General features: G+C 39.0%; 22 protein-coding genes. 8 read left to right on the top strand and 14 right to left on the bottom strand.

Annotated elements, in window-relative coordinates; genetic code table 11:
• The first annotated feature begins 21 nt into the window (after positions 1 to 21).
• Genes MHB42_RS07205 through MHB42_RS07195 form a run of 3 tightly spaced genes read left to right on the top strand, consistent with a single transcriptional unit; the run spans position 22 to position 3544 of the window.
• On the top strand, positions 22 to 1779 hold the full coding sequence (locus MHB42_RS07205) for an ABC transporter ATP-binding protein (protein WP_340805264.1): 1758 nt from the start codon (positions 22 to 24) through the stop codon (positions 1777 to 1779).
• A gap of 14 nt (positions 1780 to 1793) precedes the next feature.
• Positions 1794 to 2471, top strand: coding sequence for a response regulator transcription factor (locus MHB42_RS07200; RefSeq protein ID WP_340808553.1), 678 nt, complete (start codon positions 1794 to 1796; stop codon positions 2469 to 2471).
• Entirely contained in the window at positions 2468 to 3544 is a 1077-nt protein-coding gene (locus MHB42_RS07195; RefSeq protein WP_340805263.1) for a sensor histidine kinase, read from the top strand. The genes MHB42_RS07200 and MHB42_RS07195 overlap by 4 nt, the downstream gene beginning before the upstream one ends.
• An 18-nt stretch (positions 3545 to 3562) precedes the next feature.
• Here MHB42_RS07195 and MHB42_RS07190 read toward each other — a convergent pair whose 3' ends face one another.
• The gene (locus MHB42_RS07190; protein WP_340808552.1) at positions 3563 to 4150 is read right to left on the bottom strand and encodes an NAD(P)H-dependent oxidoreductase; all 588 of its coding nucleotides are present in this window, start codon (positions 4148 to 4150) and stop codon (positions 3563 to 3565) included.
• Between the two features lie 119 nt (positions 4151 to 4269).
• Here MHB42_RS07190 and MHB42_RS07185 point away from each other — a divergent pair, with 119 nt between their 5' ends.
• Complete coding sequence (locus MHB42_RS07185; protein WP_340805262.1) at positions 4270 to 4707, top strand: MarR family winged helix-turn-helix transcriptional regulator; 438 nt, start codon at positions 4270 to 4272, stop codon at positions 4705 to 4707.
• Between the two features lie 39 nt (positions 4708 to 4746).
• On the opposite strand, the gene MHB42_RS07180 is transcribed toward MHB42_RS07185, so the two are convergent.
• The 5 genes from MHB42_RS07180 to MHB42_RS07160 all read right to left on the bottom strand — a co-directional run bounded on the left by MHB42_RS07180 (position 4747) and on the right by MHB42_RS07160 (position 9496).
• Positions 4747 to 5256, bottom strand: a complete 510-nt coding sequence (locus MHB42_RS07180) for a QueT transporter family protein (RefSeq protein WP_340805261.1) — start codon at positions 5254 to 5256, stop codon at positions 4747 to 4749.
• Between the two features lie 151 nt (positions 5257 to 5407).
• The gene (locus MHB42_RS07175; protein WP_340805260.1) at positions 5408 to 6163 is read right to left on the bottom strand and encodes a 3-oxoacyl-ACP reductase; all 756 of its coding nucleotides are present in this window, start codon (positions 6161 to 6163) and stop codon (positions 5408 to 5410) included.
• Between the two features lie 52 nt (positions 6164 to 6215).
• Complete coding sequence (locus MHB42_RS07170; RefSeq protein WP_340805259.1) at positions 6216 to 6440, bottom strand: DUF2829 domain-containing protein; 225 nt, start codon at positions 6438 to 6440, stop codon at positions 6216 to 6218.
• 87 nt (positions 6441 to 6527) lie between these two features.
• A complete protein-coding gene (locus MHB42_RS07165) occupies positions 6528 to 7835 on the bottom strand; it encodes a GHKL domain-containing protein (protein WP_340805258.1) in 1308 nt (435 codons plus the stop codon).
• A gap of 206 nt (positions 7836 to 8041) precedes the next feature.
• A complete protein-coding gene (locus tag MHB42_RS07160) occupies positions 8042 to 9496 on the bottom strand; it encodes a spore germination protein (RefSeq protein WP_445299973.1) in 1455 nt (484 codons plus the stop codon).
• Between the two features lie 176 nt (positions 9497 to 9672).
• Here MHB42_RS07160 and MHB42_RS07155 point away from each other — a divergent pair, with 176 nt between their 5' ends.
• The 3 genes from MHB42_RS07155 to MHB42_RS07145 are packed head-to-tail and all read left to right on the top strand — an operon-like array spanning position 9673 to position 12236.
• Positions 9673 to 10782, top strand: a complete 1110-nt coding sequence (locus MHB42_RS07155; RefSeq protein ID WP_340805257.1) for a YibE/F family protein — start codon at positions 9673 to 9675, stop codon at positions 10780 to 10782.
• Complete coding sequence (locus tag MHB42_RS07150) at positions 10779 to 11549, top strand: YibE/F family protein (protein ID WP_340805256.1); 771 nt, start codon at positions 10779 to 10781, stop codon at positions 11547 to 11549. The genes MHB42_RS07155 and MHB42_RS07150 overlap by 4 nt, the downstream gene beginning before the upstream one ends.
• 60 nt (positions 11550 to 11609) lie before the next feature.
• The gene (locus MHB42_RS07145; protein ID WP_340805255.1) at positions 11610 to 12236 is read left to right on the top strand and encodes an HAD hydrolase-like protein; all 627 of its coding nucleotides are present in this window, start codon (positions 11610 to 11612) and stop codon (positions 12234 to 12236) included.
• Between the two features lie 15 nt (positions 12237 to 12251).
• Here the strand turns inward: MHB42_RS07145 and MHB42_RS07140 are convergent, their stop codons facing one another.
• From MHB42_RS07140 to MHB42_RS07130, 3 genes are all read right to left on the bottom strand, one after another.
• The gene (locus MHB42_RS07140) at positions 12252 to 13220 is read right to left on the bottom strand and encodes a VanW family protein (protein WP_340805254.1); all 969 of its coding nucleotides are present in this window, start codon (positions 13218 to 13220) and stop codon (positions 12252 to 12254) included.
• Positions 13221 to 13479: 259 nt separating this feature from the next.
• A complete protein-coding gene (locus MHB42_RS07135) occupies positions 13480 to 14088 on the bottom strand; it encodes a CAP domain-containing protein (protein ID WP_340805253.1) in 609 nt (202 codons plus the stop codon).
• Between the two features lie 231 nt (positions 14089 to 14319).
• Complete coding sequence (locus MHB42_RS07130) at positions 14320 to 14946, bottom strand: transmembrane-type terpene cyclase (protein WP_340805252.1); 627 nt, start codon at positions 14944 to 14946, stop codon at positions 14320 to 14322.
• 146 nt (positions 14947 to 15092) lie between these two features.
• Here MHB42_RS07130 and pgeF point away from each other — a divergent pair, with 146 nt between their 5' ends.
• Positions 15093 to 15854, top strand: a complete 762-nt coding sequence (gene pgeF / locus MHB42_RS07125; protein ID WP_340805251.1) for a peptidoglycan editing factor PgeF — start codon at positions 15093 to 15095, stop codon at positions 15852 to 15854.
• 76 nt (positions 15855 to 15930) lie between these two features.
• Here pgeF and MHB42_RS07120 read toward each other — a convergent pair whose 3' ends face one another.
• The 5 genes from MHB42_RS07120 to hydA all read right to left on the bottom strand — a co-directional run bounded on the left by MHB42_RS07120 (position 15931) and on the right by hydA (position 21916).
• Positions 15931 to 16140, bottom strand: a complete 210-nt coding sequence (locus MHB42_RS07120; protein ID WP_340805250.1) for a hypothetical protein — start codon at positions 16138 to 16140, stop codon at positions 15931 to 15933.
• Positions 16141 to 16175: 35 nt separating this feature from the next.
• The gene (locus MHB42_RS07115; RefSeq protein ID WP_340805249.1) at positions 16176 to 17666 is read right to left on the bottom strand and encodes an NCS1 family transporter; all 1491 of its coding nucleotides are present in this window, start codon (positions 17664 to 17666) and stop codon (positions 16176 to 16178) included.
• A 110-nt stretch (positions 17667 to 17776) separates the two neighbouring features.
• Positions 17777 to 19039, bottom strand: coding sequence for an NAD-dependent dihydropyrimidine dehydrogenase subunit PreA (preA, locus tag MHB42_RS07110; protein WP_340805248.1), 1263 nt, complete (start codon positions 19037 to 19039; stop codon positions 17777 to 17779).
• A gap of 14 nt (positions 19040 to 19053) precedes the next feature.
• Positions 19054 to 20421: an NAD(P)-dependent oxidoreductase gene (locus MHB42_RS07105; protein WP_340805247.1), complete on the bottom strand. Its 1368-nt coding sequence runs from the start codon at positions 20419 to 20421 to the stop codon at positions 19054 to 19056.
• 91 nt (positions 20422 to 20512) lie between these two features.
• Positions 20513 to 21916: a dihydropyrimidinase gene (gene hydA / locus MHB42_RS07100; RefSeq protein ID WP_340805246.1), complete on the bottom strand. Its 1404-nt coding sequence runs from the start codon at positions 21914 to 21916 to the stop codon at positions 20513 to 20515.
• Positions 21917 to 21918 lie beyond the last annotated feature (2 nt).

Raw genomic sequence — 21918 nt, 5'->3', positions numbered from 1 at the left:
GTATAAAGGAGGCATATTTCTTTGCAAGAGATAGCACAAACAACAACAAAAAAACAAGACTGGCGACGCTTTATCCAGTTAGTGAAACAAGCGGAGCCTCCGATTTGGTTACTTATTATCGCTTTAGTAATGAGTTTAGCAACAACGGGCGTTGGCTTTGTCGTACCGTTATTTACAAAACAATTGGTGGATGGCTTTTCATTAGCATCCCTTAATTATTGGCAAATCGTTTTACTTGGTATTGCCTTTATTGCACAAGCGATTGCAAGTGGATTATCCATTTATTATTTGAATCGAGTTGGGCATCATGTTGTAGCGAAATTACGCGATCAGCTTTGGCGCAAGCTACTGCATTTACCCATCCCCTATTACGATGAACATGATACAGGTGAAACATTAAGCCGTGTAACCAACGACACAGCCGTTGTCAAAGAGCTGATTACTGAGCATTTAGCAAACTGTTTATCAGGCGTGATTTCCATTGTTGGTTCCATTATTATTCTGTTAATTTTAGATTGGAAAATGACATTAGTCATGCTGATTGCTGTACCGCTGGCAATGATTATTTTAATGCTGCTTGGTAAACGCATGTTTGTGATTTCTAAGGGGATGCAGGATGAAACTGCGAAATTTACAGCGATATTAAATCAGGTTTTACCTGAAACACGTTTAGTAAAGGCTTCTAATGCTGAACATGTCGAATATGAGCGTGGAAAAAAAGGCATTACAACCCTTTTTACATTTGGTTTAAAAGAGGCAAAAATTCATGCGTTAATTTCACCATTAATTTCCCTTGTCTTAATGTCCGTGCTTGTTGCCATTATTGGCTATGGCGGTGTACGTGTTTCCTCTGGTGAACTAACTGCTGGTGATATGGTGGCATTTATTTTATATTTAATCCAAATTATTATGCCAATGACGCAATTAACGATGTTCTTTACACAGCTTCAAAAAGCAATGGGAGCTACAGAGCGTATTAGCACATTGCTGGAGCATGAAGAAGAGCATATCCACGATGGCTTAACATTAGAAAAGGTGGATCAACCTATTCATTTAAAAAGCATTGATTTTTCTTATGGTGAAGAACCGATTTTATCCGATATTAACTTCACCATTGAGCCAGGCAAGGTGACGGCTATTGTAGGGCCAAGTGGCGGTGGTAAAACAACTACCTTTTCTCTATTAGAGCGCTACTATCAGCCAACTGGCGGCAGTATCACGCTAGGAGATACGCCAATTGAAGCCTTTTCACTCCACTCTTGGCGCAGTCAAATTGGCTATGTCGCTCAGGAAAGTGCATTGCTCTCAGGAACAATTCGTGACAATATTTGCTACGGAATTGAACGCGATGTATCTGATGAAGAGCTGGAAAGCGTGGCAAAAATGGCTTATGCGGACCAATTTATTTATGAGCTGCCACAGCAATTCGATACAGAGGTTGGGGAACGAGGCATTAAGCTATCTGGAGGACAGCGTCAACGTATTTCAATAGCTAGAGCCCTGCTGCGTGACCCGCAAATATTAATGCTGGATGAAGCAACCTCAAGCTTAGACAGTAAATCAGAAATTTATGTACAAAAGGCATTAGATAATTTAATGCAAGGTCGCACAACATTAGTAATTGCACACCGCCTATCAACAGTGGTAGATGCCGATCAAATACTATTTGTTGAAAAAGGACATATTACAGGCTGCGGTACACATGATACGCTATTTAAAACACATGCGATGTATCGTGAGTTTGCCAAGCAGCAATTACGTATTAAAGAGGAATCATGAAGGGATTTGTTGCCATGACAAAACTACTTGTAGTGGATGATGATGCGCATATTCGAGAATTAGTCAAAGTCTTTCTACAAAATGAAGGGCTAGAGGTGATAGAGGCAACAGACGGTGTGGATGCACTGTCCACATTAGCCTCTGAAAAAGTCGATATGATCATTATGGATATTATGATGCCTAATATGGATGGCTGGACATTGTGCGAGGAAATCCGTTCATTCCATACAGAGCTACCCATCCTGATGCTAACAGCGAAAGGCGAAACCGCACAAAAGGTCAAAGGCTTCCATCTAGGGACAGATGATTATCTTGTCAAGCCATTTGAACCAGCCGAGCTTATTGTACGTGTAAAGTCCATTTTAAAACGATACCATATTTCCCTATCACAAATTATTGAAGCTGGCAATATTAAGCTTAATCGTCAGACATATGAAGCTCATGTCAATGGCGAAATCATTATACTGCGCTTAAAGGAGTTTGAGCTGTTATTTACACTGGCAAGCTATGCTGGCAAAACATTTTCACGCGAGCAGCTAATTGAAGAAATTTGGGGCTATGATTATGAGGGTGATGAGCGTACAGTCGATGTCCATATTAAAAGAATTCGTGAACGCTTTCCACAGGAGAGTAGCGGCTTTGTTATTCGGACGATTCGTGGTCTTGGCTATCGTTTGGAATTCGTGACATGAGAAAACGAAGACTCTTTGTAAGATTGATCATCACTTTTTGCCTGTTTCTTATTGCGAATACTGTCTTTGCTGCTATTTCCTATTATGCAACCACATGGCTATATGGACGCTTAGAGATAGCGCCTCATGGCTTTTGGCTGCAACTAACAACCGTAATTGGTGTATTTCTGCTCTTTGCCTGTTCAGCGGCTATTATCTTTTTAATTGGCTTGAACCGACAACGTAACTACTGGGATACGATTGTGGATGCATTAAGTCGCATGGCAAAGGGCGATTTCAATATACAGCTAGACCTAAAGGCAGATGAAGAAGACCAATTTGGACAATTAATCCATGGCATTAACCATATGGCTGTTGAATTAGGTGAGCTGGAAAGAATGCGTCAGGAATTTATTTCAAATGTTTCCCATGAAATTCAGTCACCTTTAACATCTATTAACGGCTTTGCCAAAGCCTTAAAAAATATTAATTTACCTGCGGACAAGCGTCAGCATTACTTAGAGATTATCGAAATGGAAAGTTATCGTCTATCAAGAATTAGTGAAAATTTACTAAAACTAACATCTTTAGAATCACAGCACCATCCATTTGAGGCAAGGCACTACCGACTCGATAAACAATTACGCCATGTGATACTAGCCCTTGAACCAAACTGGCTGGCAAAGCAGCTAGACTTTGACCTTCAACTTGACCCCATCAGTATTACAGCAGATGAGGATTTAATGAACCAAGTATGGATGAACCTACTGACAAATAGCATTAAATTTACACCCGCTAAAGGCATAATTACAGTAGCGCTCGCACAGCAGCACGACACACTCACTGTTCGTATACAAGATACAGGCATTGGTCTAACAGAGGAACAGCAATTGCATATTTTCGAACGCTTTTATAAGGCTGAGCAAGCACGAACAGCCGCAAATGGTGGCAGTGGCTTAGGCTTAGCCATTGTTAAAAAAATTATTGATATGCATCATGGCACAATTACGGTAAACAGCAAGCTTGCTGCGTATACAATCTTTACAGTAACATTGCCGATTGATACTATTCAGGCTCGTGCAAACGATCAATAACGTTTGCACGAGTTTTTGCTAGTAAGCTACTTTTTTAAAATATTGATATATTTTCTGAAGCTTGTGCTGCTGCCTTCCCTTTTTACTTTCCATATGACCAAACTCAAAAAACTTTACTTTCTTAATGCCAACAAAGTTAAAGAGCGCTCTTTTCATTAATATTTTATGAGCATTATGCAGCCAAATAAATGGATAATGCGTCGGTCCCTTCATTGTCGATACACAGACAACAGACTTTCCTGTCAAAAGCCCTTCTGGAAATAGCCCCTTTGTATCCCGATAGGCAAAATTCGCTGCAAATAATTGATCGATATATCCTAATAGCATTGCTGGGGGTCTTCCCCACCAAATTGGATAAACAAAGACAATTTGATCTGCCCATAAAAGCTGCTGACGATATTTTTCCATTTTCGGCTCCCGATACATATCTCGACGTCGTTGCTGCTCATGGAAAATTAAACGTGGGTCGAATTCCTCTTGGTATAAATCAAGTATTTGAAGCTCCTCAATAGCAGGATTTTCACGACAGCCCTTTATCACCTCCTGTAAAAAAGCATAATTTAAGCTTTGATGATTTGGATATGTATAAACAATTAATGTATTCATCATAATCCCCCATTGCTTATCATTTGATAACAATATCATAATCTGCTGTATTTTAGTTGTCAAATGATAATTGTTTTAAGATAAGTTTTTTGCTATCTTGACAGTAAGAGGTGATTCAATTGGATAAAAGCGCATTATTTCATCAGTTTATAACGTTTACAGCAACTCTCCATCAAGTTACACAGAAGCTTACACAGCATATAACGGTCGCTAATATTACACCGCTTCAATATAAAATTCTTGAATATATTAAGGTTAGTCAGCCTGTAACTCCCACAGACATTAGCGAATGCCAGCATATGTCCTTACCAAACACAAGCCGTGAACTACGCAAATTACAGGAAAGACAGCTTATTGAAAAATTTAGTGACACAGAGGATCGAAGAAAGCACTATATTCGCTTGTCCAAGGATGGTGAACAAATGATGGCGCAAGCCTTTGCCTGTATCGAAGAACGCTTTTTACAGCTTATACAGCATGCAACGCCAGAGGATATAAAGGATATTCAGCATGCTCTGCATACGCTTGAGCAAAAGGTCTTTCAGCACTATGATTAAAAAAGACGAGCCTCCTAATATGGCGGCTCGCCTGAAATTTTATTTTGATAAATCAATTTTTTTATTTAATAAATAAATCGTTAGTCCACCAACAGTCATGGACAATAATTCTCCAATTCCTACAGTCAACCATGTCGCCCAAAAAGGAAGGTCATACAAAATCGTTAATTGTCCAGCAACCGTAAACATTGATACAGCAAAAATCAATGCGGTTACCACCATTTTTCCAATATCGTTTGTCATATGCTTTGTTACGCGTCTGCAAAGAATTAACACAAGAAAGGTCGCAATGCCCCCAATAGGGACATCCAATATCCATGTTGGCGACATAAAATTGGCAAGTATAACGCCTAATGTGACCGCCACAACATAACGCTTATTGTACAATGCCAGATAATTAAACATCTCTGACAATCGTAGCTGAACAGCGCCAAAGCTAATAACTGACAATAAAACCGTTACAGCTACGTATAAAGCTGCAACAAGTGCCGTTTTTGTAAGCTCACTTACAGAAATACGACCCGACTCTTTTACAATCGATGTATTCAATTTTATTCTCCTTTGTAAAATAGCACATCGCTATTTTAGTAATAACTACGACCAAAGGAAGAGAGCAAATTGCCCTATCTGAAGTGCCGTAGTGCAAGCGAATTTTTGCTTACGTGCGTATTATAGCAAAGGACTATCGCAGTGAACAAGACTATTTTATGAGCCAGCCTCCATCGATTGGTAGCACTGCTCCATGAATATAATCTGCGGCTGAGCTTGCTAGAAATAGCGTTAAATTTGCGACCTCATAAGGCTGCGCCCAGCGGCCTGCTGGCGTTTCGTCGGCTACCCATTTCGCCATCTCGCCATCCCCTTCAAAGTCCGCCTGATTCATCGGCGTTTGAATGGCTCCTGGCGCAATTGCATTTGCACGAATTCCCATGCGACAATAATCTAAATCTAGCTGCTTTGTATAGCCAACAATGGCATGCTTGGAAGCTGTATAGGCTGCTCCACCGCCACCCGCAACAAGCCCCGCAATGGAGGCCATATTAACAATTGTACCAGCGCCACGCTCCACCATATGTGGTAATAGCATATTTGTCACAAAAAATGTTCCCTTGACATTGGTATTCATAACGTTATCCCATAGCGTCTCATCTGTTTCAAGCGTTTTGGCAAAGCCATCTAAAATACCCGCCGTATTACATAAAATATCAATTTGTTGAAATCTCAATATTGCTGCTACATACGCCTGCTCCACAGCCTTATGCTCACAAACACTTCCTACCTTGTAGGCAAAGCGCTCAGGATATTGTTGCTGTAAATCGATTAGTCCTCGCTCCTCTACATCAAAGCCAAATACATTTGCCCCGTTTTCTAAAAATGCAGCAGCCTGAGCATAGCCAATACCCGAGGCTGCTCCCGTAATAAATACTGTTTTATTGTTATATTCTTCAAACTTCATATAATAGCTCCTTATAGAAAGAAGCCATCCCACTACGAGATGACTTCTTTCATCATAATTCTACAATGCCCCAATCTTCTGCTAATATGTCACACACAGTAGGCGTAAACATTGTATAGCCCTCACCTCGTACATTAATTAAAAAATAAGGGTTCAATATTTCGCCATCATGCTCGCCTTGACCAACAAGCTTTACATAGAGCTCAGCGCCACCCCAGCCTTCACGAATCACCTTTTGGCCTGCCTTTAAGCGTGGTAATATCTCTTCAAATGTCATACATTTCATCCTTTATATAGTTTTTTAGCCTGCTACTACAAGATAATATTCCTTAGGATACCATTACCAGTTCCATCTGTGTAGCTCTTATTTCACTGGAATTTTAACAATAACTGTTGTTTCATGATATTTGGATGAATCGAAAACAATCTGACCGTTATATTTTTGAATCGTTTCCTTCACAATAAATAAGCCCTGCCCTCTAATTCTTCCATTCTCTTGTTTTTTTGTAGAGAAGCCTTGGTCAAATATATAATTGGCATCTTCAATATTCGGCCCTGTATTTGTTACACTAAATTCATAGTAGCTGTCATCCGCTTTACAGCAAATTATAATTTTACGCTGATCCTCTGGCAATTCAGTAGCTGCCTCAATCGCATTATCAATTAAATTCGATAAAATTTTAATTAAATCCGTTGTTTTAATGTTAGGAAAGGCATTTTCAGCAATGGTAAATTCCATATCAATATTATGATTTTGAGCTGTTAATTTTTTCGTTTGCAATAAAATTGATAAACCTGGATGATCTATATTTAATTGCAAAGACTTAATGGCTTGTACATCTTTCGATAATGAGCATAAATATTGCTTTGCCTGCTCTGTTTTTTCTAATTGCAGCAGTCCGTGTAACACTTGAATATGATTTGTAAAATCATGGCGTAACGATGATACGGAAGCAATTAATGTTTTAATTTCAGCTTGGTATGTATCCTCTGTAGCACCGACTTCCTTTGCCACCTCTTTTTGATACCATCTTTGTAGCAATAAAAAGGAAGCAATCACCACTAAAATTAAGACACCATTGAAAATCAACATAAAAATATTATCTTTTATAATTTTTCCTTTAATACCATTTAACATATCTGCACTAATATCAATGCCAAGATAACCGACAATTTCGCCTACCTCATCTTTAATGGGTGCACCAACGGAAACATAAGAACCATGTACAACATCATCAATAATCTTTGTTACATAGGTTTCACCATAATAAGCTTTACGAACTTCACTAGCAGGCACCGTACAAATTTCACCAATATCAAAATTCTGTGTAGCATCTCTTGGCATCCCCATAATCATTGCCTTTGACACTTCTGGATTATCCACCTTAATTGTATACACAAATAAAGCGCCTATTTTTACTCTTGCATCATTTAAGTAGCTTCTTATTTCCCAATAATAATCATTTTTTTGGGGGTCCTCTAAAAATTCCTTATATGTATCTGTATCAATAGAAGAAGCAATAGAAATAGCAGCTTCTAAGCTTTGATTCGTAATAGACTCCTCAACAGTCTTTTTTATTTTTACATAGGATATAATAATATTTAAGCTTGTAAACAGGCATAATAACATTGCTGATAGTATTAAAATTAGTTTTATTTTTCGATTTTTCATAAAAAGCGGAACTTCCTCATCTTCTAGAAATTAACAAAAATTTAAAGATAATTAACTTTATTTTTCATTTGTAAGCAAACATTGCTTGTATATCCTACATAAATTAAGCTATAAAATCAATTTTTATTTTATAAAATATGAAAAATGAAGTTGTAATCAAGCTGAGTAGCAATGGGACTGTCGAGAAGCTCTTCACGACAGTCCCATTATTTTTTAATGGTAGTACGTGTTCCATCCTCGGGCTTTAAAAAGGCTGGTCGTCTGCTATAGCCTTTTGGTGTTAAGCGCAATAAAGATTTTCGAATATTGCCCTTTTCAAAATCTGCACTAAAGTTAATATATGGTACACCTAGAACACGCATATTTGCTGTATATAATAGGATGAAAAATACGGAAATAAAAAAGCCAAATAAGCCAAAAAAAGCAGCCGCAATAATAATAATTAAGCGAAAAATACTCATAGCTGTCACAAAGGATTGGTTCACGAGTGTAAAGGCAGCAATACTTGAAATGGCAATGACCACAATCATAGAAGGGCTTGTGACACCTGCTTTAATGGCAGCATCCCCAATAATTAATCCGCCCACTACGCTAACAGAGCCGCTAATGGCACTTGGCAAACGTAAATTGGCCTCTCGAAATAGCTCAAACATAAAGAGCATCATTAATATTTCTAGAATGGTTGGAAACGGTAGCCCTGTTCTTGATTCTACAATTGTTGCTAATAACAGGAATGGTAGCTGCTCTTGATGATATGTTGTCAGTGCAAGCCAAAATCCTGGCAGCAGCATACTAATTAACACGCCTACAATCCGAAGCAAGCGTTCCATTGAGCTAACAATTATTGGATATTCATTATCCTCACCTGATTTAAAAAGCAACATAATATTGGCAGGTGTAATAATAGCATAAGAAACGCCATCAACCATAACTAAAATTCTTCCTCGAATTAATGACTGAATGGCTGAATCAGGGCGAGCCGTATAATCATGCCGAGGCAAAACCTTACCTGTTTCTTCAACCACCTCCATCAAAAGGTCACCATTTATCACAATATCTGAATCAACCTTTTGAAGCTGTACCTTTATACGCTCTAACATATTTTTATTGACAATATCATCCATATAAAGAACAGCTACGGTTGTTTTCGAGCGCTTACCAATTTCTAATGTATCAACACTAAAGGAGTTTGTTGGTAGCCGTTTTCTTAATAAAGCGATATTAATAAAAACATCTTCAATAAAATCATCCCTAGGTCCTTTCACCACAAGCTCCAGCGTTGTTTCACCAGGCTCTCGATTAGGCTTTTGCGCAATATCACTTGCATAAAGCAATTGAACCTCTTCAATATATATTAGCACATGACCTCTATAAACCTTTGTAATAGCCTCCTCCTTTGTTACCACCTTTTGCAAAGAAGGAATATATAAATACTGCTCAATTTGCTCCTCCAACGCTTCATCAGAGATGTCCTCTAATAAGGCCTGAACCCGCTGAACAACAACTGCCTGTAGCATTTGTTCATTAACCATGGCATCACATGTTATAAAATGTACCGTATATTGCTGAAATTGATACTGTTGAAATTGTACATCAGCAGAGCGTTGAAATAGTGATTTCAATATTTTTATATTTAATTCCATTGTTGAAATACTTCTCATCTCCCACTGAGCCAGCTCAAGATTAGCACATTTATTAAAATTATAAATACACTTACGCATATTTTCTCCATGGTGATGAAAAATATGCAGATGATTTGGGTGCGCTATCCGTTTATTTTGGAGGTCTATCCGTCACTTTCGCTTCTCTTTCTGTATAATAATTGGGGGTGATTCATTTGCAAATTTTCAAAAAAACAGCATGCTATGGCTTATTAGCACTTTGCTGTATCGCTTCGATTATTTTTGTGCATCACAATGAGCAATTTTATAAGCGTCCCATTGCAGAGGTCATAAAAGCAGAGGCGACAGCATCCGAGCCAACAACAGATATGTATGAGAATAATGATAATTTATTTACACAGCATCTTACAGCCGTTATTAAAAACGGGCAGCAGAAGGGGCAACAAATTCACCTAACCAATGAATATTCCTCATCAGGTGCTTTTGACCAGCAATATCATGTTGGTCACAAAATTTTTGTTGCCATTAATGCTCAAACAACGCAAAACGAGCTAACTGGAACGATTATAGATGTAAAGCGGGATCAAACAATTGTGATCATTGCTTGGATTTTTATTTTCGCCTTATTAATTATTGGCAAAAGGCAAGGTTTATTTGCCATTATTAGTTTAGTGATGAATGTACTTGTTTTATCGTTTGCTTTAGACCTTTATGTGAAGCATGGTCATATAAGCTTATTATTGATTAGTGGCATTTGTGCGATTTTATTTACAATGATTTCATTGCTACTTATTAGTGGCTTTCATACAAAAACATATGCGGCAATTATTTCAACATTGCTTGGTACAGCGATTGCCCTTGTTATTAGCTCTATCGTAATGTGGCTAACGGGTGAAAATGGACTTCGCTATGAGGAAATGCAGTTTTTAACACGCCCTTATCACACCGTTTTTATGGCGGGATTATTTATTGGCTCACTTGGCGCAGTGATGGATGTATCCATTACAATGACATCCTCCATCTTTGCTTTATATGAGCAAGACCCTACAATTTCTGTGCAGGCTTTAAAAGCTTCAGGGCAGGAAATCGGCAAGGATATTATGGGTACTATTACAAGTATTTTATTTTTTGCTTATCTGTGTGGCTCCATTCCAATGATTATTCTGTATTTAAAAAATTCCTATCCATTAGGACTTACACTTTCCTTAAATCTTTCGTTAGAGCTAGCGCGTGCCTTAGCAGGTGGTATCGGTGTTGTTTTAACGATTCCGATTAGCCAGTATATTGCTATATTTTTCATTAATCGAAAGAAGGTTGAAGGATGAATGTTATTGTTTTATTAGCCATTATTTTATGTCTTTTAATGATCGTGATAGGTGGCAAGCAAGGGCTGCGTTCCTTCCTATCATTATTTTTAAATTTTGGGGTGCTCTTTATTACAATTTTTTTAATGACAAATCCTAAAAATAGCCCTGTTATTTTAACGTTTATTGCCTGCACCATTATTAGCTGGATTAGCCTATTTTATATTAATAAAACAAGCAGCAAAACCATTACAGCCTTTATTGCTACAATGGTGACCATTGTTATTTTATTGCTTTTTATTACGTTCGTTACGAAGAAATCAATGATTCAGGGCTTTAGTGAGGAATCCACGGAGGAAATCAGTATTTTTTCCTTATATATCGGGGTCAACTTTGTGCAAATTGGGGCGTCTGTTATTATTATGAGTACCATTGGAGCAATTATGGATGTAGCTATTTCCATTGCTTCTTCCATGCATGAAATTTTTCATCGCAATCCTGCAATTAGTCGAAAATCGCTATTTACAGCTGGTCTAAGCATTGGAAGAGATATTTTAGGAACTGATACGAATACGTTATTTTTCGCTTTCTTTGGTGGCTATTTAAGCTTATTAATTTGGTTTAAAGACCTCTCCTATTCAATTGGCGAAATTATTAATTCCAAAGTGTTTAGTGCCGAAATGCTGACAATTGTTTGTGCAGGGATTGGTATTGCATTAATTATCCCTATTGCTTCCTTTATCAATGCCTATTATTTAGTAAGAACAAGGGCAAAAATCCAAGCATAGTGCCTATACGATGTAGCCTTTCTTCGCATACAATTAGCTGATAAAGGAGTAGTGTTGACGATGAAGTATCTGATTTTTGACTTTGATGGAACACTGGCAAATTCTATAAAGGCTCTTATCACAGCATGGAATACAATTGCACAAAAATATCAATTAAAAGAGCTTGAATTTAAAGATATTGCGGTATTAAAAAAATTATCACTTACAGAGCGCAGTAAATTTTTAAACTTGCCTCTGCATAAAGTACCGGTGATTTTACCGCAATTTTATCAATTGTATCACCAATCATTACAGCATATTCATCTTTTTGATGGCATAAAGGAGGTGCTGCTGGAGCTTGAGCAAAAAGGCTATCACATCGTTATTATTTCCTCTCATGCAAAGGATACGATTTTAGCATTTCTAAATATAAACGGTATTCAATGTGTAGCAGAGGTGCTTTGCTCAAACCCTTTTGCAGGCAAGGATAAAGTATTGAAAAAGTTTCTGAAAGCAGCCTCTATGCCATCATCTGATATACTCTATATTGGCGATGAGCTACGAGATATTATCGCCTGTCAAAAAGCAGGTATCCCGATTATTTGGGTAGCATGGGGCTATGATGCAAAAGAAGCCATCCAACATATAGCACCCGATTATCAAGCTGCAGCACCACGGGACATTTTAACGATTATAGATAATGCATAACTATATGTTTAAACACTATTGCTGCTTTGTAACAAGGGCTACATATTTTTCTGCTGTTCGAATTTCAATCGTTAGAAAATCATCTCCATAGATGGATTTGATTAAAAATGGTGCATCGCTAATATTTTGAAAGCGAAAATCTAAGCTACCATAGGCAACAGTGGCATCCCTTCCTCTTGGCACATAGCCAATATTTAATGAATGGTGATGACGCTCAATCAATTTCACTGGAATTTGATCTACAGCATTAAATAAGGTGGAGGATGTTTGGCAAATCCCTCCACCAATGCCCATCACAATTTGCTTATTTATAATTTCTGGTGCAGGCTGGTAGCCATTTGCCTCATCTCTTGGTCCTACAATATGGTTAAAGGAAAAATAATCGCCACTGCCAACAATTATGTTATGAATGGCCTTGGCAGAAAGCTCAATATTTTTATTCCTGCCTACCTCTGCACGATTAAAATAAGTCGTATAAGTTGCTACAACAACATCCTCTAAATAAGGAATATCGTCAAGAGAGTAGCTACTTTTAGTAATCGTAAGTGGCATTTCTACCTGCCCACCTGTTGCAGAAACAGCTAGTATGCTTTCCACTAATTCACGCTCTTTTAAAATTGTATGCGGTCTACCCTTGATAATTTTCCCTTGCTCATCCAGTTTATCAAGCACCATATGCTGGTCATAGCCCACAGTGGTGGCTGTTCCTCTTGCCAAATCTTGCGCTAGCTGTGCAATTTGCTGTTGATAGGCTTGCATATCTGTATCATAGCCAAATGCTTGTGGTGAAATAGTATCAATGATTGTATTGGTAGTCGGATCAACCACTTCTACAACAGGATTGGTTTGTGGTGCTGGTTCATAGATTACAGGCTCTTCTAGCTGTTGACTCTCAGGTATTTTAGGGTTTGCTGATTTTCCCTGACACCCTATCAATCCAGCTGTACAAATTATCCATGCGATAACTATCCATTTCTTTGTCAACCGCTCACACCTACCTTTATCGTTTTACTACAGAAACATCTTATTCGGCTATTGCTAATAGTGTGTTGCTTTTGATGTATTTTTATTTGTTTTGGCACAAAAAAACATTCTCCTAGGGATATTAGAGAATGCTTGATTTACTACACTTTATACTCTAGCTTATTGACGCTTTACTTTCCTAACCTCAAGCATTCACACTTCAATCCTAAAAAACTGTCCTGACCTTAGTCATCGCTAAGTTCAGGACAGTTCCATATCATTATTTTTGTATAAACATTTGTGTCCAGTAGTTGCCATCCTGTACATATCCTACACCGATATGCGTGTAGCTTTTGCTGAGGATATTGGCGCGATGTCCATCACTGTTCATCCAAGCTGTTACGACTTCTTGTGCTGAACGTTGACCTTTTGCAATATTTTCACCAGCTGATTTATACGTAATGCCAAAGCTTTTCATCATGGTAAAAGGTGTACCATATGTTGGGCTTGTGTGGTCAAAATATTTTTTATCATGCATATCTTGAGATTTATATTTAGCTACTCTTGATAGCTCCCAATCCTCTTGTAATGCTGGAAGACCTGCTTTGGCACGTTCCACATTGACAAGCTTAACAACCTCTTGTTCAACACTTGCCTGTTCCTTTACAGGGATATGAATGTTTTGCCCTGGTTCGATTTGATTTGGATTGGCAAGCTGTGGATTCGCATCAATTAGCTCCTGTACACCCGTTTCCGTTTTTAAGGCAATTTTCCACAGCGTGTCACCCGGTGTCACTGTATAGGATTCGGCTGCCATTGCCGCTACTGGTACGACTAATGAAGCTGCTACTACTGAAGCGAGTGTTACTTTTTTTATTTTTTTAAACATATCTACCATCCTTCCTGTTTGCTCTATGATTATCGTAAAGCGTTACAAAGCAATAATCACCACAAAATATTTGGAAGGATTTTTACAATTGCATGACACACGTAAAGAATAAGATGCTGATGCCCGTTCTAACGCCATTCCTTAATATAAGCCTTGTCATAAAGTTGCAACATTCTTGTAATTGGGATACATTACTAATAAATTGCATAATAAAAGAATGTTTAAAAAAGCCTATTTCGCCAATTTTTTATGCTGTAATCGATAAATTAATAGAATATAGAGCCAATCATAAAAGAGGGTTGCCATAGAGATAATGGTAATCAATGGTGTTCTAAAGTAAAGGTAAAAGCCAACTGACGCGAACAACGTACCAATCATTTTACAGAAAGCTATCCCCATCGATTGACCAGCTAAATTCCCTCTTTGCACCAATAAGGCAATAAATAATCCTGACATCATAAGATTTTGGAAAAATGCTGCGTACTTCCCTTCAAAATCATGAAACTCATGGACAATACCTAAAATAATGAAAAAGCTAGCAATCAACGTGATGACAAAGGATAAATATAATAATTTGCTAGAAATAATTTTTTTGTATTCTTTTGGCGCATAGCGTAAAAATTGCATTAATATAAAGATGTCTAATACTAGCCAAATAAGCGTAATAACTCGCTGTAGTTCATTTTGTGGATAGAGAAAAGCAAAGATAAACTCCCATGAAATATTGGCACAAATGGCAGCCATAGGCATACCGTATTTTTTCTCTTGCCATCCTTTATAAATAATGAATAGATATGTAATAATCCAAAAAAGGCCCATACCTAATTGGCAAAGTAGTAATATATTTAGTTGATTCACTGTTTATATTTCCCCCCTCTACATGACTCCTCCATACTATATGTGAGGGAGGCGATTTATTATGTCTAGGCAAGGGAAAGAAGGTGCGTCAAAACGCAACCTATGCATTTCGTAAGTCATCCTATATAGGAAAATGAGGTGAGCAAATGAAAACAAAAATTTATATAGATAATGAACGCTTTATTGCAGGTACTACCTTAAAGAACATAATGGCGCACGAGCACAATAATATGGCATTGCATATTTGTGATAACACTCAAAATATCATTGAAAACCGTCAACAACTAGCAACTGCCCTACATTGTGATTTACAGGACTTTGTCTGTACGGAACAAACACATAGTGCCAACTTTCATCGTGTTACAGCGGCTGATAAAGGGCGTGGTGCTCTCCACATGGATAGCGCAATTAAAAATGCTGATGCGCTTTATACACTAGAGCCACATATTTTATTATGTAGCTTTACAGCCGATTGTGTGCCTGTTATGTTTTATCATGCTGCTACAGGGCTGGTTGGTGTTATTCATTCGGGCTGGCAAGGAACTGTGAAGGAAATTACGCCTAAGCTATTCCAACATTTACTGACAGAAGAGCATTGTCATCCAGAGGATTTCCATGTGCAAATTGGTATGGCACTTAGTCAGCAAAAGTTTGAAGTGGATGCGGATGTCTTTGAAAAGTTCCATCAGCTTGGCTATGCAGAGGACTTTATGTATTACAACGCTGATACGAATAAATATCATATTGATAATCAACAAACCGTCAAAAAGCAATGTGAGCTTGCGGGCATTCCAGCTACGCAAATCCATATTGATACAACATGTACATTTTTAAGTCCCACTGGCTTCTCCTATCGTCAAGATAAGCAAGCAGGCAGGCATTTAAGCTTTATTATGCGTAAAGGGTAAAGCGAGCAAAGTGCTTAATATACCATAAGACGAAAACGCTATTCCATTTAGGCAACAAATGGAATAGCGTTTACAATTATTGTAATAATGTCTGCTCCTGTAATTTGGCAGCGAAATATTTGCGTGCATCTGCTGTTAAAATTTGTAGTAATATAGCCTCTTTTTGACGTGTAAATTCCACAAACATTCCGCTTAAATTTTCATAGACATAGTTAATTTTATAGCCCTTATCCAAATACTGATCTATTTTTTGGATTTCTTCGGTACTTTGTTGGAATTCGGACATGCGCCATCCTCTCACCTTCTTTTAAATTTTCCTGATCATTTTATTTCTAACAAAGGGTCTGGTTGCTCTGGCAGTACAGCCTCCTCTGGTTCCTGTGAGCCAAATAATTCATCTAAATTACGTCCAACTGTAATGCCTAAATATTTAGCATCACTCGGCTCCACTAGCTCAGCTTGTGGGTATTTTTTAAACCACCAATATTTTGCTAAAAGATAATAGACAAATGCACCAACAACAAACCCTACTAATGCAGAATAGGTTGAGAAAATATTGGCGATAGCACCACCAATCACCCACGCAATTAAACCAGCGAAATTAAAGCCCTTATAATACTTAAATTGCCCCTCTAGTTCATAAAGGTCTTTCACATATACACGACGTTTGCGAATTAAATAATAATCAGCAAATAAAATACCAACAATTGCGGTTAAGATTCCACCAATAATGAGTAATACATTGACCATTACATCAAATAAGCTCCATGGCTGTGCTAAAATACCGATTAGCCCAGCAATGACTACGCCTACCCAGAACGGTACTTTTGGCCCGCCAATATTGGAGAAAATCGTGGCGGCTGGCACAACATTTGCAGAGGTATTTGTGGACCATTGCGCTAATACAATCATCAACAATAAAATACCTAAAATAAAGCCGCTTGCACTTTGCTGTAAAGCATTAATAGGGTCAGCGGATGCTACAGCCATATAGCAAATCGCCCCAATTGTCACAATAAATGTATTGGTAATGGGCATCACAATTAATGAGCCCACAAGCTGTGTTTTATTGCGCTTAAACCAATTACGCTCATTTTTCGGTGCTTTAAAGAAGCGCGATAATGATGGCATATCTGCTGCTAATGTTGCCCAAAAGCCCATATTTGCCATCACTACTACCATAAATGCCGTAAAAGCAGCTAAGCCTGTTGTTGGAGCTTCCACCCACGTCCAAACATTTTTACCTTGCGCTGCTGCTGTATCTGCAAGTGTATAGTACATCCAGCAAGAAATTAAAATAATAATCGGTGCGGCTAAATCTGCAAAGCGTTCAATCGATTTAATGCCTAGTGATGTATTAAAAAGCTGAAGTGTTGCAAAAACAAGGAAACAAATAAACCAATTATCAAAGCTAAATAATAGATTTAAAATACCGTTAATGGCTAATGCCCCAAAATAAGTGTTGAGTCCAAACCAACAGGCAGCCGTAACCCCACGCACAAGTGAAGGGATATGCGTACCAAATATACCAAATGGGGCACGCATATAGACAGGGAAGGATAAACCATGCTCAATGCCTATATCGCCAATTAATGTCATAAAAATACCGATTAAGCAAGACCCTACTAGCGTCGCTAAAATCACCATTGGCAAGGATAGATTGATAATGGCTGAGCCGCCAATGGCAAAGGCAGCTAACACAATTGCCATACCTACCCAAATTACCGCAAAACCAAATGTTCCAATATTTCTTTGTTGATGTGTCACTGGAAGCAAATCTGGGGATTTTAAATAATTCCCTTCACGTTCCATAAAGTTTCTCTCCTTTTATGTGGATTTCCGTGACAACTTACAATGAAGCTATGCCTTCCCCCATCGCAATCGCTGAGGGAAGGTGGAATTTCGATTTTAGTTAAGCGTCTTTATTTTGCTAGACTGCTTAGCAGTGCTTGGCGTTCATTCCACGTCATCGCTGGAATCGTTGATGGACGTTCAACCATTGTAATCGCACCATCCACTGGACAGACAATGGAGCATAAATTACAGCCGACACAATCCTCCTCACGCACCTTTAGCATTGGACGCCCATTCTCTGTATATAAATCAATACATTGATGTGATGTATCCTCACAGGCAATATGACATTTATTACAATTAATACAAATATCATTATTAATTTCTGCAACAATTTTATAATTTAAGTCTAAATCGCCCCAGTTTGAATACCTTGGCACAGAGCGACCAACCAAGTCCATAACCGATGCTAAGCCTTTATCATCTAAATAATTATTTAACCCGTCAATCATATCCTCGACAATGCTGAAGCCATGATGCATTGCCGCTGTACATACCTGCACGCCTGTTGCGCCCATTAAAATAAACTCTGCTGCATCCTGCCAGCTTGAGATGCCGCCAATACCTGAAATCGGTACATTGACCAATGGATTACGCGCACATTCTGCCACCATATTGAGCGCAATTGGTTTAACAGCAGGGCCGCAATAGCCGCCATGTGCTCCTTTACCTGCCACATGTGGCACTGTATTCCATGATTCTAAATCGACACCTGCTAAACTATTAATGGTATTAATCATACTAACTGCATCTGCTCCGCCTCTTGTTGCCGCTTCCGCCGTTACTGTAATATCCGTAATGTTTGGCGTTAGCTTGACAATAACAGGTGTACGTGCCACTTCCTTTACCCAGTACGTTTGTTTTTCCACCAATTCAGGGACTTGACCAGAGGCAGAACCCATTCCTCGTTCTGCCATCCCATGTGGACAACCAAAGTTAAGCTCAAGACCATCCACCCCCACATTTTCTACACGCTTTACAATTTCATGCCACTTTTCCTGCTTTGGCTCCACCATTAGCGAGGCAATAATCGCGTGATTCGGAAATTTCTTTTTCGTGTCATAAATTTCTTGTAAATTTACTTCTAACGGACGGTCTGTAATAAGTTCAATATTGTTGAAGCCTGCAACACGCTGACCATTATAGCTAACAGCAGCAAAGCGTGAGGAAACATTTAAAATCGGCTCCCCTAATGTTTTCCATACAGCACCACCCCAGCCTGCTTCAAATGCCCGTTGCACCTGATAACCTGAATTGGTTGGTGGTGCGGATGCTAGCCAAAATGGATTCGGCGATTGGATGCCCGCTAAATTAATGTGTAAGTCTGCCATGTAAGCTCCCCCTTTTATGCAATCTCACTTGGTTTTCTTAAACGTTCATGAATCTTGTATGCTGCATCTTTTCCTTGCTGTACAGCGGTCACCACCATCGCTTCACCCTGTCCATTGCCAAAGACAACATCTCCACAGGCAAACACTTTGTCATTAGATGTTTGCATTGTTGTTTCATCAATATCAACAACCCCATTGGTATGTGCCAAACCAAATGCTTCAATTAGCGAAACAAAGCGCGTTTGCCCAATCGCTTTAATAACGGCATCCACTTCAATCACAAAATTAGAACCCTTTATCTCCTCTGGTCTTTGACGTCCATCAGGGCCAGCCTCACCAAGCTGCATTTTGACACATTCAATCCCTGTCACTTGCCCGTCTTTATTGCCAAGTATTTTCTTTGGTGCTGTTAACCACTTAAATTCCACCCCATCCTGCTTAGCAAATTCATATTCAAATTTATACGCTGTCATTTCTTTTTGTGTTCTTCGATATAAAATTTGGACATTATCTGCCCCTAGACGTACTGCACATGTTGCACCATCAATTGCTGTATTACCAGCACCAATCACCGCTACACGCTTGCCAGCAAGATCATTTGTAAGCGTTCCTATCTTTGTTGCTCGCACAAATGCAATCGCATCATGTACACCCTGTAAATCCTCACCTTCAATACCTAAGTTAGGTACTGCCCCCATCCCAACTGCTAAAATAACGCTATCGTACTGCGCTAAAATATCATCTGCGGTAATATCCACACCAACTGTTGTATTGGTTTGAATCGTCACACCAAGCTGTTCAATTTGTGCCACTTCCCAATCGACCACTTCATTTGGTAATCGGAATGCGACAATACCATAGCTGCCTAAGCCTCCAGCCTTTGCCTCGGCCTCATAAATCGTTACTTGATAGCCTAATCGACTTAGCTCACGCGCTGCTGATAAACCAGCAGGGCCCGCACCAATAATAGCTACCTTCTGTCCATTGCTTTGCCCAGCCTTAAATAGCTGTGCATTTGTTTCCATTGCCCAATCTGTTGCATAGCGCTGTAACTCGCCAATTCGAATCGGCTTTGTTGCAGCATGTAAGACACACGCCCCTTCACATAGTTCCTCTGTTGGACAAACCCTTGCACAGCTTGCACCAATAGGGTTTGCTTCTAATATAGTCGTGGCAGAGCCCTTCATATTACCAGATGCAATTTTTTTTATGAAATTTGGAATTTGAATACTTGTTGGACAAGCTTGAATACAAGGTGCATCATAGCAATATAGACAACGATTGGCTTCCTCAATCGCTTCACTCTTTGTCATTTTCTTGGTAATTTCCACAAAATTACGCTTCAACTGCATGGTCATCGTATTTTCTTGAATCGGAGCCATTTCCACATCCCCCTCATGTGTTCATTTTTTCCGTGCATCTACGACAAAACCGATTGCTTTGCTCTCCATCCAAAACAATCGGCCCGCTCCATTAAATCTCCACTGCTTCCTTCGTGACTGCCTGTAATGGACGTTTAATATATTGCCCGCTACCAAGTACGCCTACAAATTCCTTGTTTTTAATAACATATTCTCCTCGAACAAGTACACTAACAGGTTCACCCGTCACCTCCCAGCCTTCATATGGGTTATAATCAACATTCATATGATGTGTTTTAGCAGAAATTTGGCGCTTTGCCTCAGGATCAAAAATAACAATATCCGCATCAGAGCCAATAGCAATTGTTCCCTTTTGCGGGAATAAGCCAAATATTTTTGCGGCACTCGTAGCAATCATATCAACAAATTCATGGATGGAAATTCTACCTTTTGCTACACCCTCGGAATATAAAATACTGAAGCGGTCTTCAATGAATGGTCCGCCATTTGGTATTTTCGAGAAGTCATTTAAGCCTAGCTGCTTTTTACCCTTAAAGCTAAAGGAGCATTGGTCAGAGCCAATTGTCTGTAGCTGCTTTGCCTTTAATGCATGCCATAAATGCTCCTGATGGTATTTCGGACGCAGCGGTGGTGACCAAACATATTTTGCACCCTCAAAGCCCGGCTGTGCTAAAGCAGATTGATCAAGCGTTAAATATGGTGGACATGTTTCACCATAAACATCATAGCCCTTTTCACGCGCAGCAATAATTTCATCCACTGCTTCCTTGCATGTAACATGCACGACATAAAGCTTCGCACCTGCGATATGCGCTAATTCAATAGCACGCTTTGTTGCCTCACCCTCAAGCTCTGCTGGACGTGTCAATGCATGATAAATTGGCTCCTTCTGACCAGCGCTTCTCGCTTCTTCCACAAGCTCATCAATCACAGAGCCATTCTCACAATGCACCATCACTACTGCCCCAAGGTTCTTGGCAATTTTAAAGGCTTTAAATAATGTACGATCTGTCGCTTGAAATTCCTTTGCATATGCCATAAAGACTTTGATGGAGGTAATCCCCTCCTGCTCTAAAATTTTAGGTAATTCGGCTGTGGTTTCTGGTGTTAAATCACCAATCATTAAATGGAACCCATAGTCAATAGCAGATTTCCCTTTTGCCTTGTTATGCCATTTGGCTACGGCTGTTGCTAGCTTTTCCTCTCCTGCTGTTAAACAAAAATCCAAAATCGTCGTTGTGCCACCAAATGCTGCTGCAATCGTGCCAGATTTCCAGTCATCATCTGTTACCGTATTATTAAATGGCATATCTAAATGTGTATGCGGATCAATTCCCCCTGGTAGTACAAGCTTACCAGTGGCATCAATTACTTCCGCACCAGCAGCCTCTAAGCTTTGCCCAATTTGCGCGATTTTTCCGTTCTCAATTAAAATATCTGCCTCAAAAACATCCGCAGCCGTTGCTACTCGTCCACCTTTAATGATTTTTTTCATTA

This window comes from Lysinibacillus sp. FSL K6-0232 (genome assembly GCF_038008325.1).
Taxonomy (GTDB): domain Bacteria; phylum Bacillota; class Bacilli; order Bacillales_A; family Planococcaceae; genus Lysinibacillus.
This window is presented reverse-complemented; position numbering and strand designations above follow the sequence as displayed.

Coding starts and splice junctions, on each gene's coding strand:
- MHB42_RS07175 (WP_340805260.1), bottom strand. CDS start 6,163: ATGAAGTTTGAAGAATATAACAATAAAACAGTATTTATTACGGGAGCA.
- hydA (WP_340805246.1), bottom strand. CDS start 21,916: ATGAAAAAAATCATTAAAGGTGGACGAGTAGCAACGGCTGCGGATGTT.
- MHB42_RS07165 (WP_340805258.1), bottom strand. CDS start 7,835: ATGAAAAATCGAAAAATAAAACTAATTTTAATACTATCAGCAATGTTA.
- MHB42_RS07135 (WP_340805253.1), bottom strand. CDS start 14,088: ATGTTTAAAAAAATAAAAAAAGTAACACTCGCTTCAGTAGTAGCAGCT.
- MHB42_RS07160 (WP_445299973.1), bottom strand. CDS start 9,496: ATGAGAAGTATTTCAACAATGGAATTAAATATAAAAATATTGAAATCA.
- MHB42_RS07190 (WP_340808552.1), bottom strand. CDS start 4,150: ATGAATACATTAATTGTTTATACATATCCAAATCATCAAAGCTTAAAT.
- MHB42_RS07115 (WP_340805249.1), bottom strand. CDS start 17,666: ATGGAACGTGAAGGGAATTATTTAAAATCCCCAGATTTGCTTCCAGTG.
- MHB42_RS07120 (WP_340805250.1), bottom strand. CDS start 16,140: ATGTCCGAATTCCAACAAAGTACCGAAGAAATCCAAAAAATAGATCAG.
- MHB42_RS07105 (WP_340805247.1), bottom strand. CDS start 20,421: ATGGCTCCGATTCAAGAAAATACGATGACCATGCAGTTGAAGCGTAAT.
- MHB42_RS07150 (WP_340805256.1), top strand. CDS start 10,779: ATGAATGTTATTGTTTTATTAGCCATTATTTTATGTCTTTTAATGATC.
- MHB42_RS07200 (WP_340808553.1), top strand. CDS start 1,794: ATGACAAAACTACTTGTAGTGGATGATGATGCGCATATTCGAGAATTA.
- preA (WP_340805248.1), bottom strand. CDS start 19,039: ATGGCAGACTTACACATTAATTTAGCGGGCATCCAATCGCCGAATCCA.
- MHB42_RS07145 (WP_340805255.1), top strand. CDS start 11,610: ATGAAGTATCTGATTTTTGACTTTGATGGAACACTGGCAAATTCTATA.
- MHB42_RS07170 (WP_340805259.1), bottom strand. CDS start 6,440: ATGACATTTGAAGAGATATTACCACGCTTAAAGGCAGGCCAAAAGGTG.
- pgeF (WP_340805251.1), top strand. CDS start 15,093: ATGAAAACAAAAATTTATATAGATAATGAACGCTTTATTGCAGGTACT.
- MHB42_RS07195 (WP_340805263.1), top strand. CDS start 2,468: ATGAGAAAACGAAGACTCTTTGTAAGATTGATCATCACTTTTTGCCTG.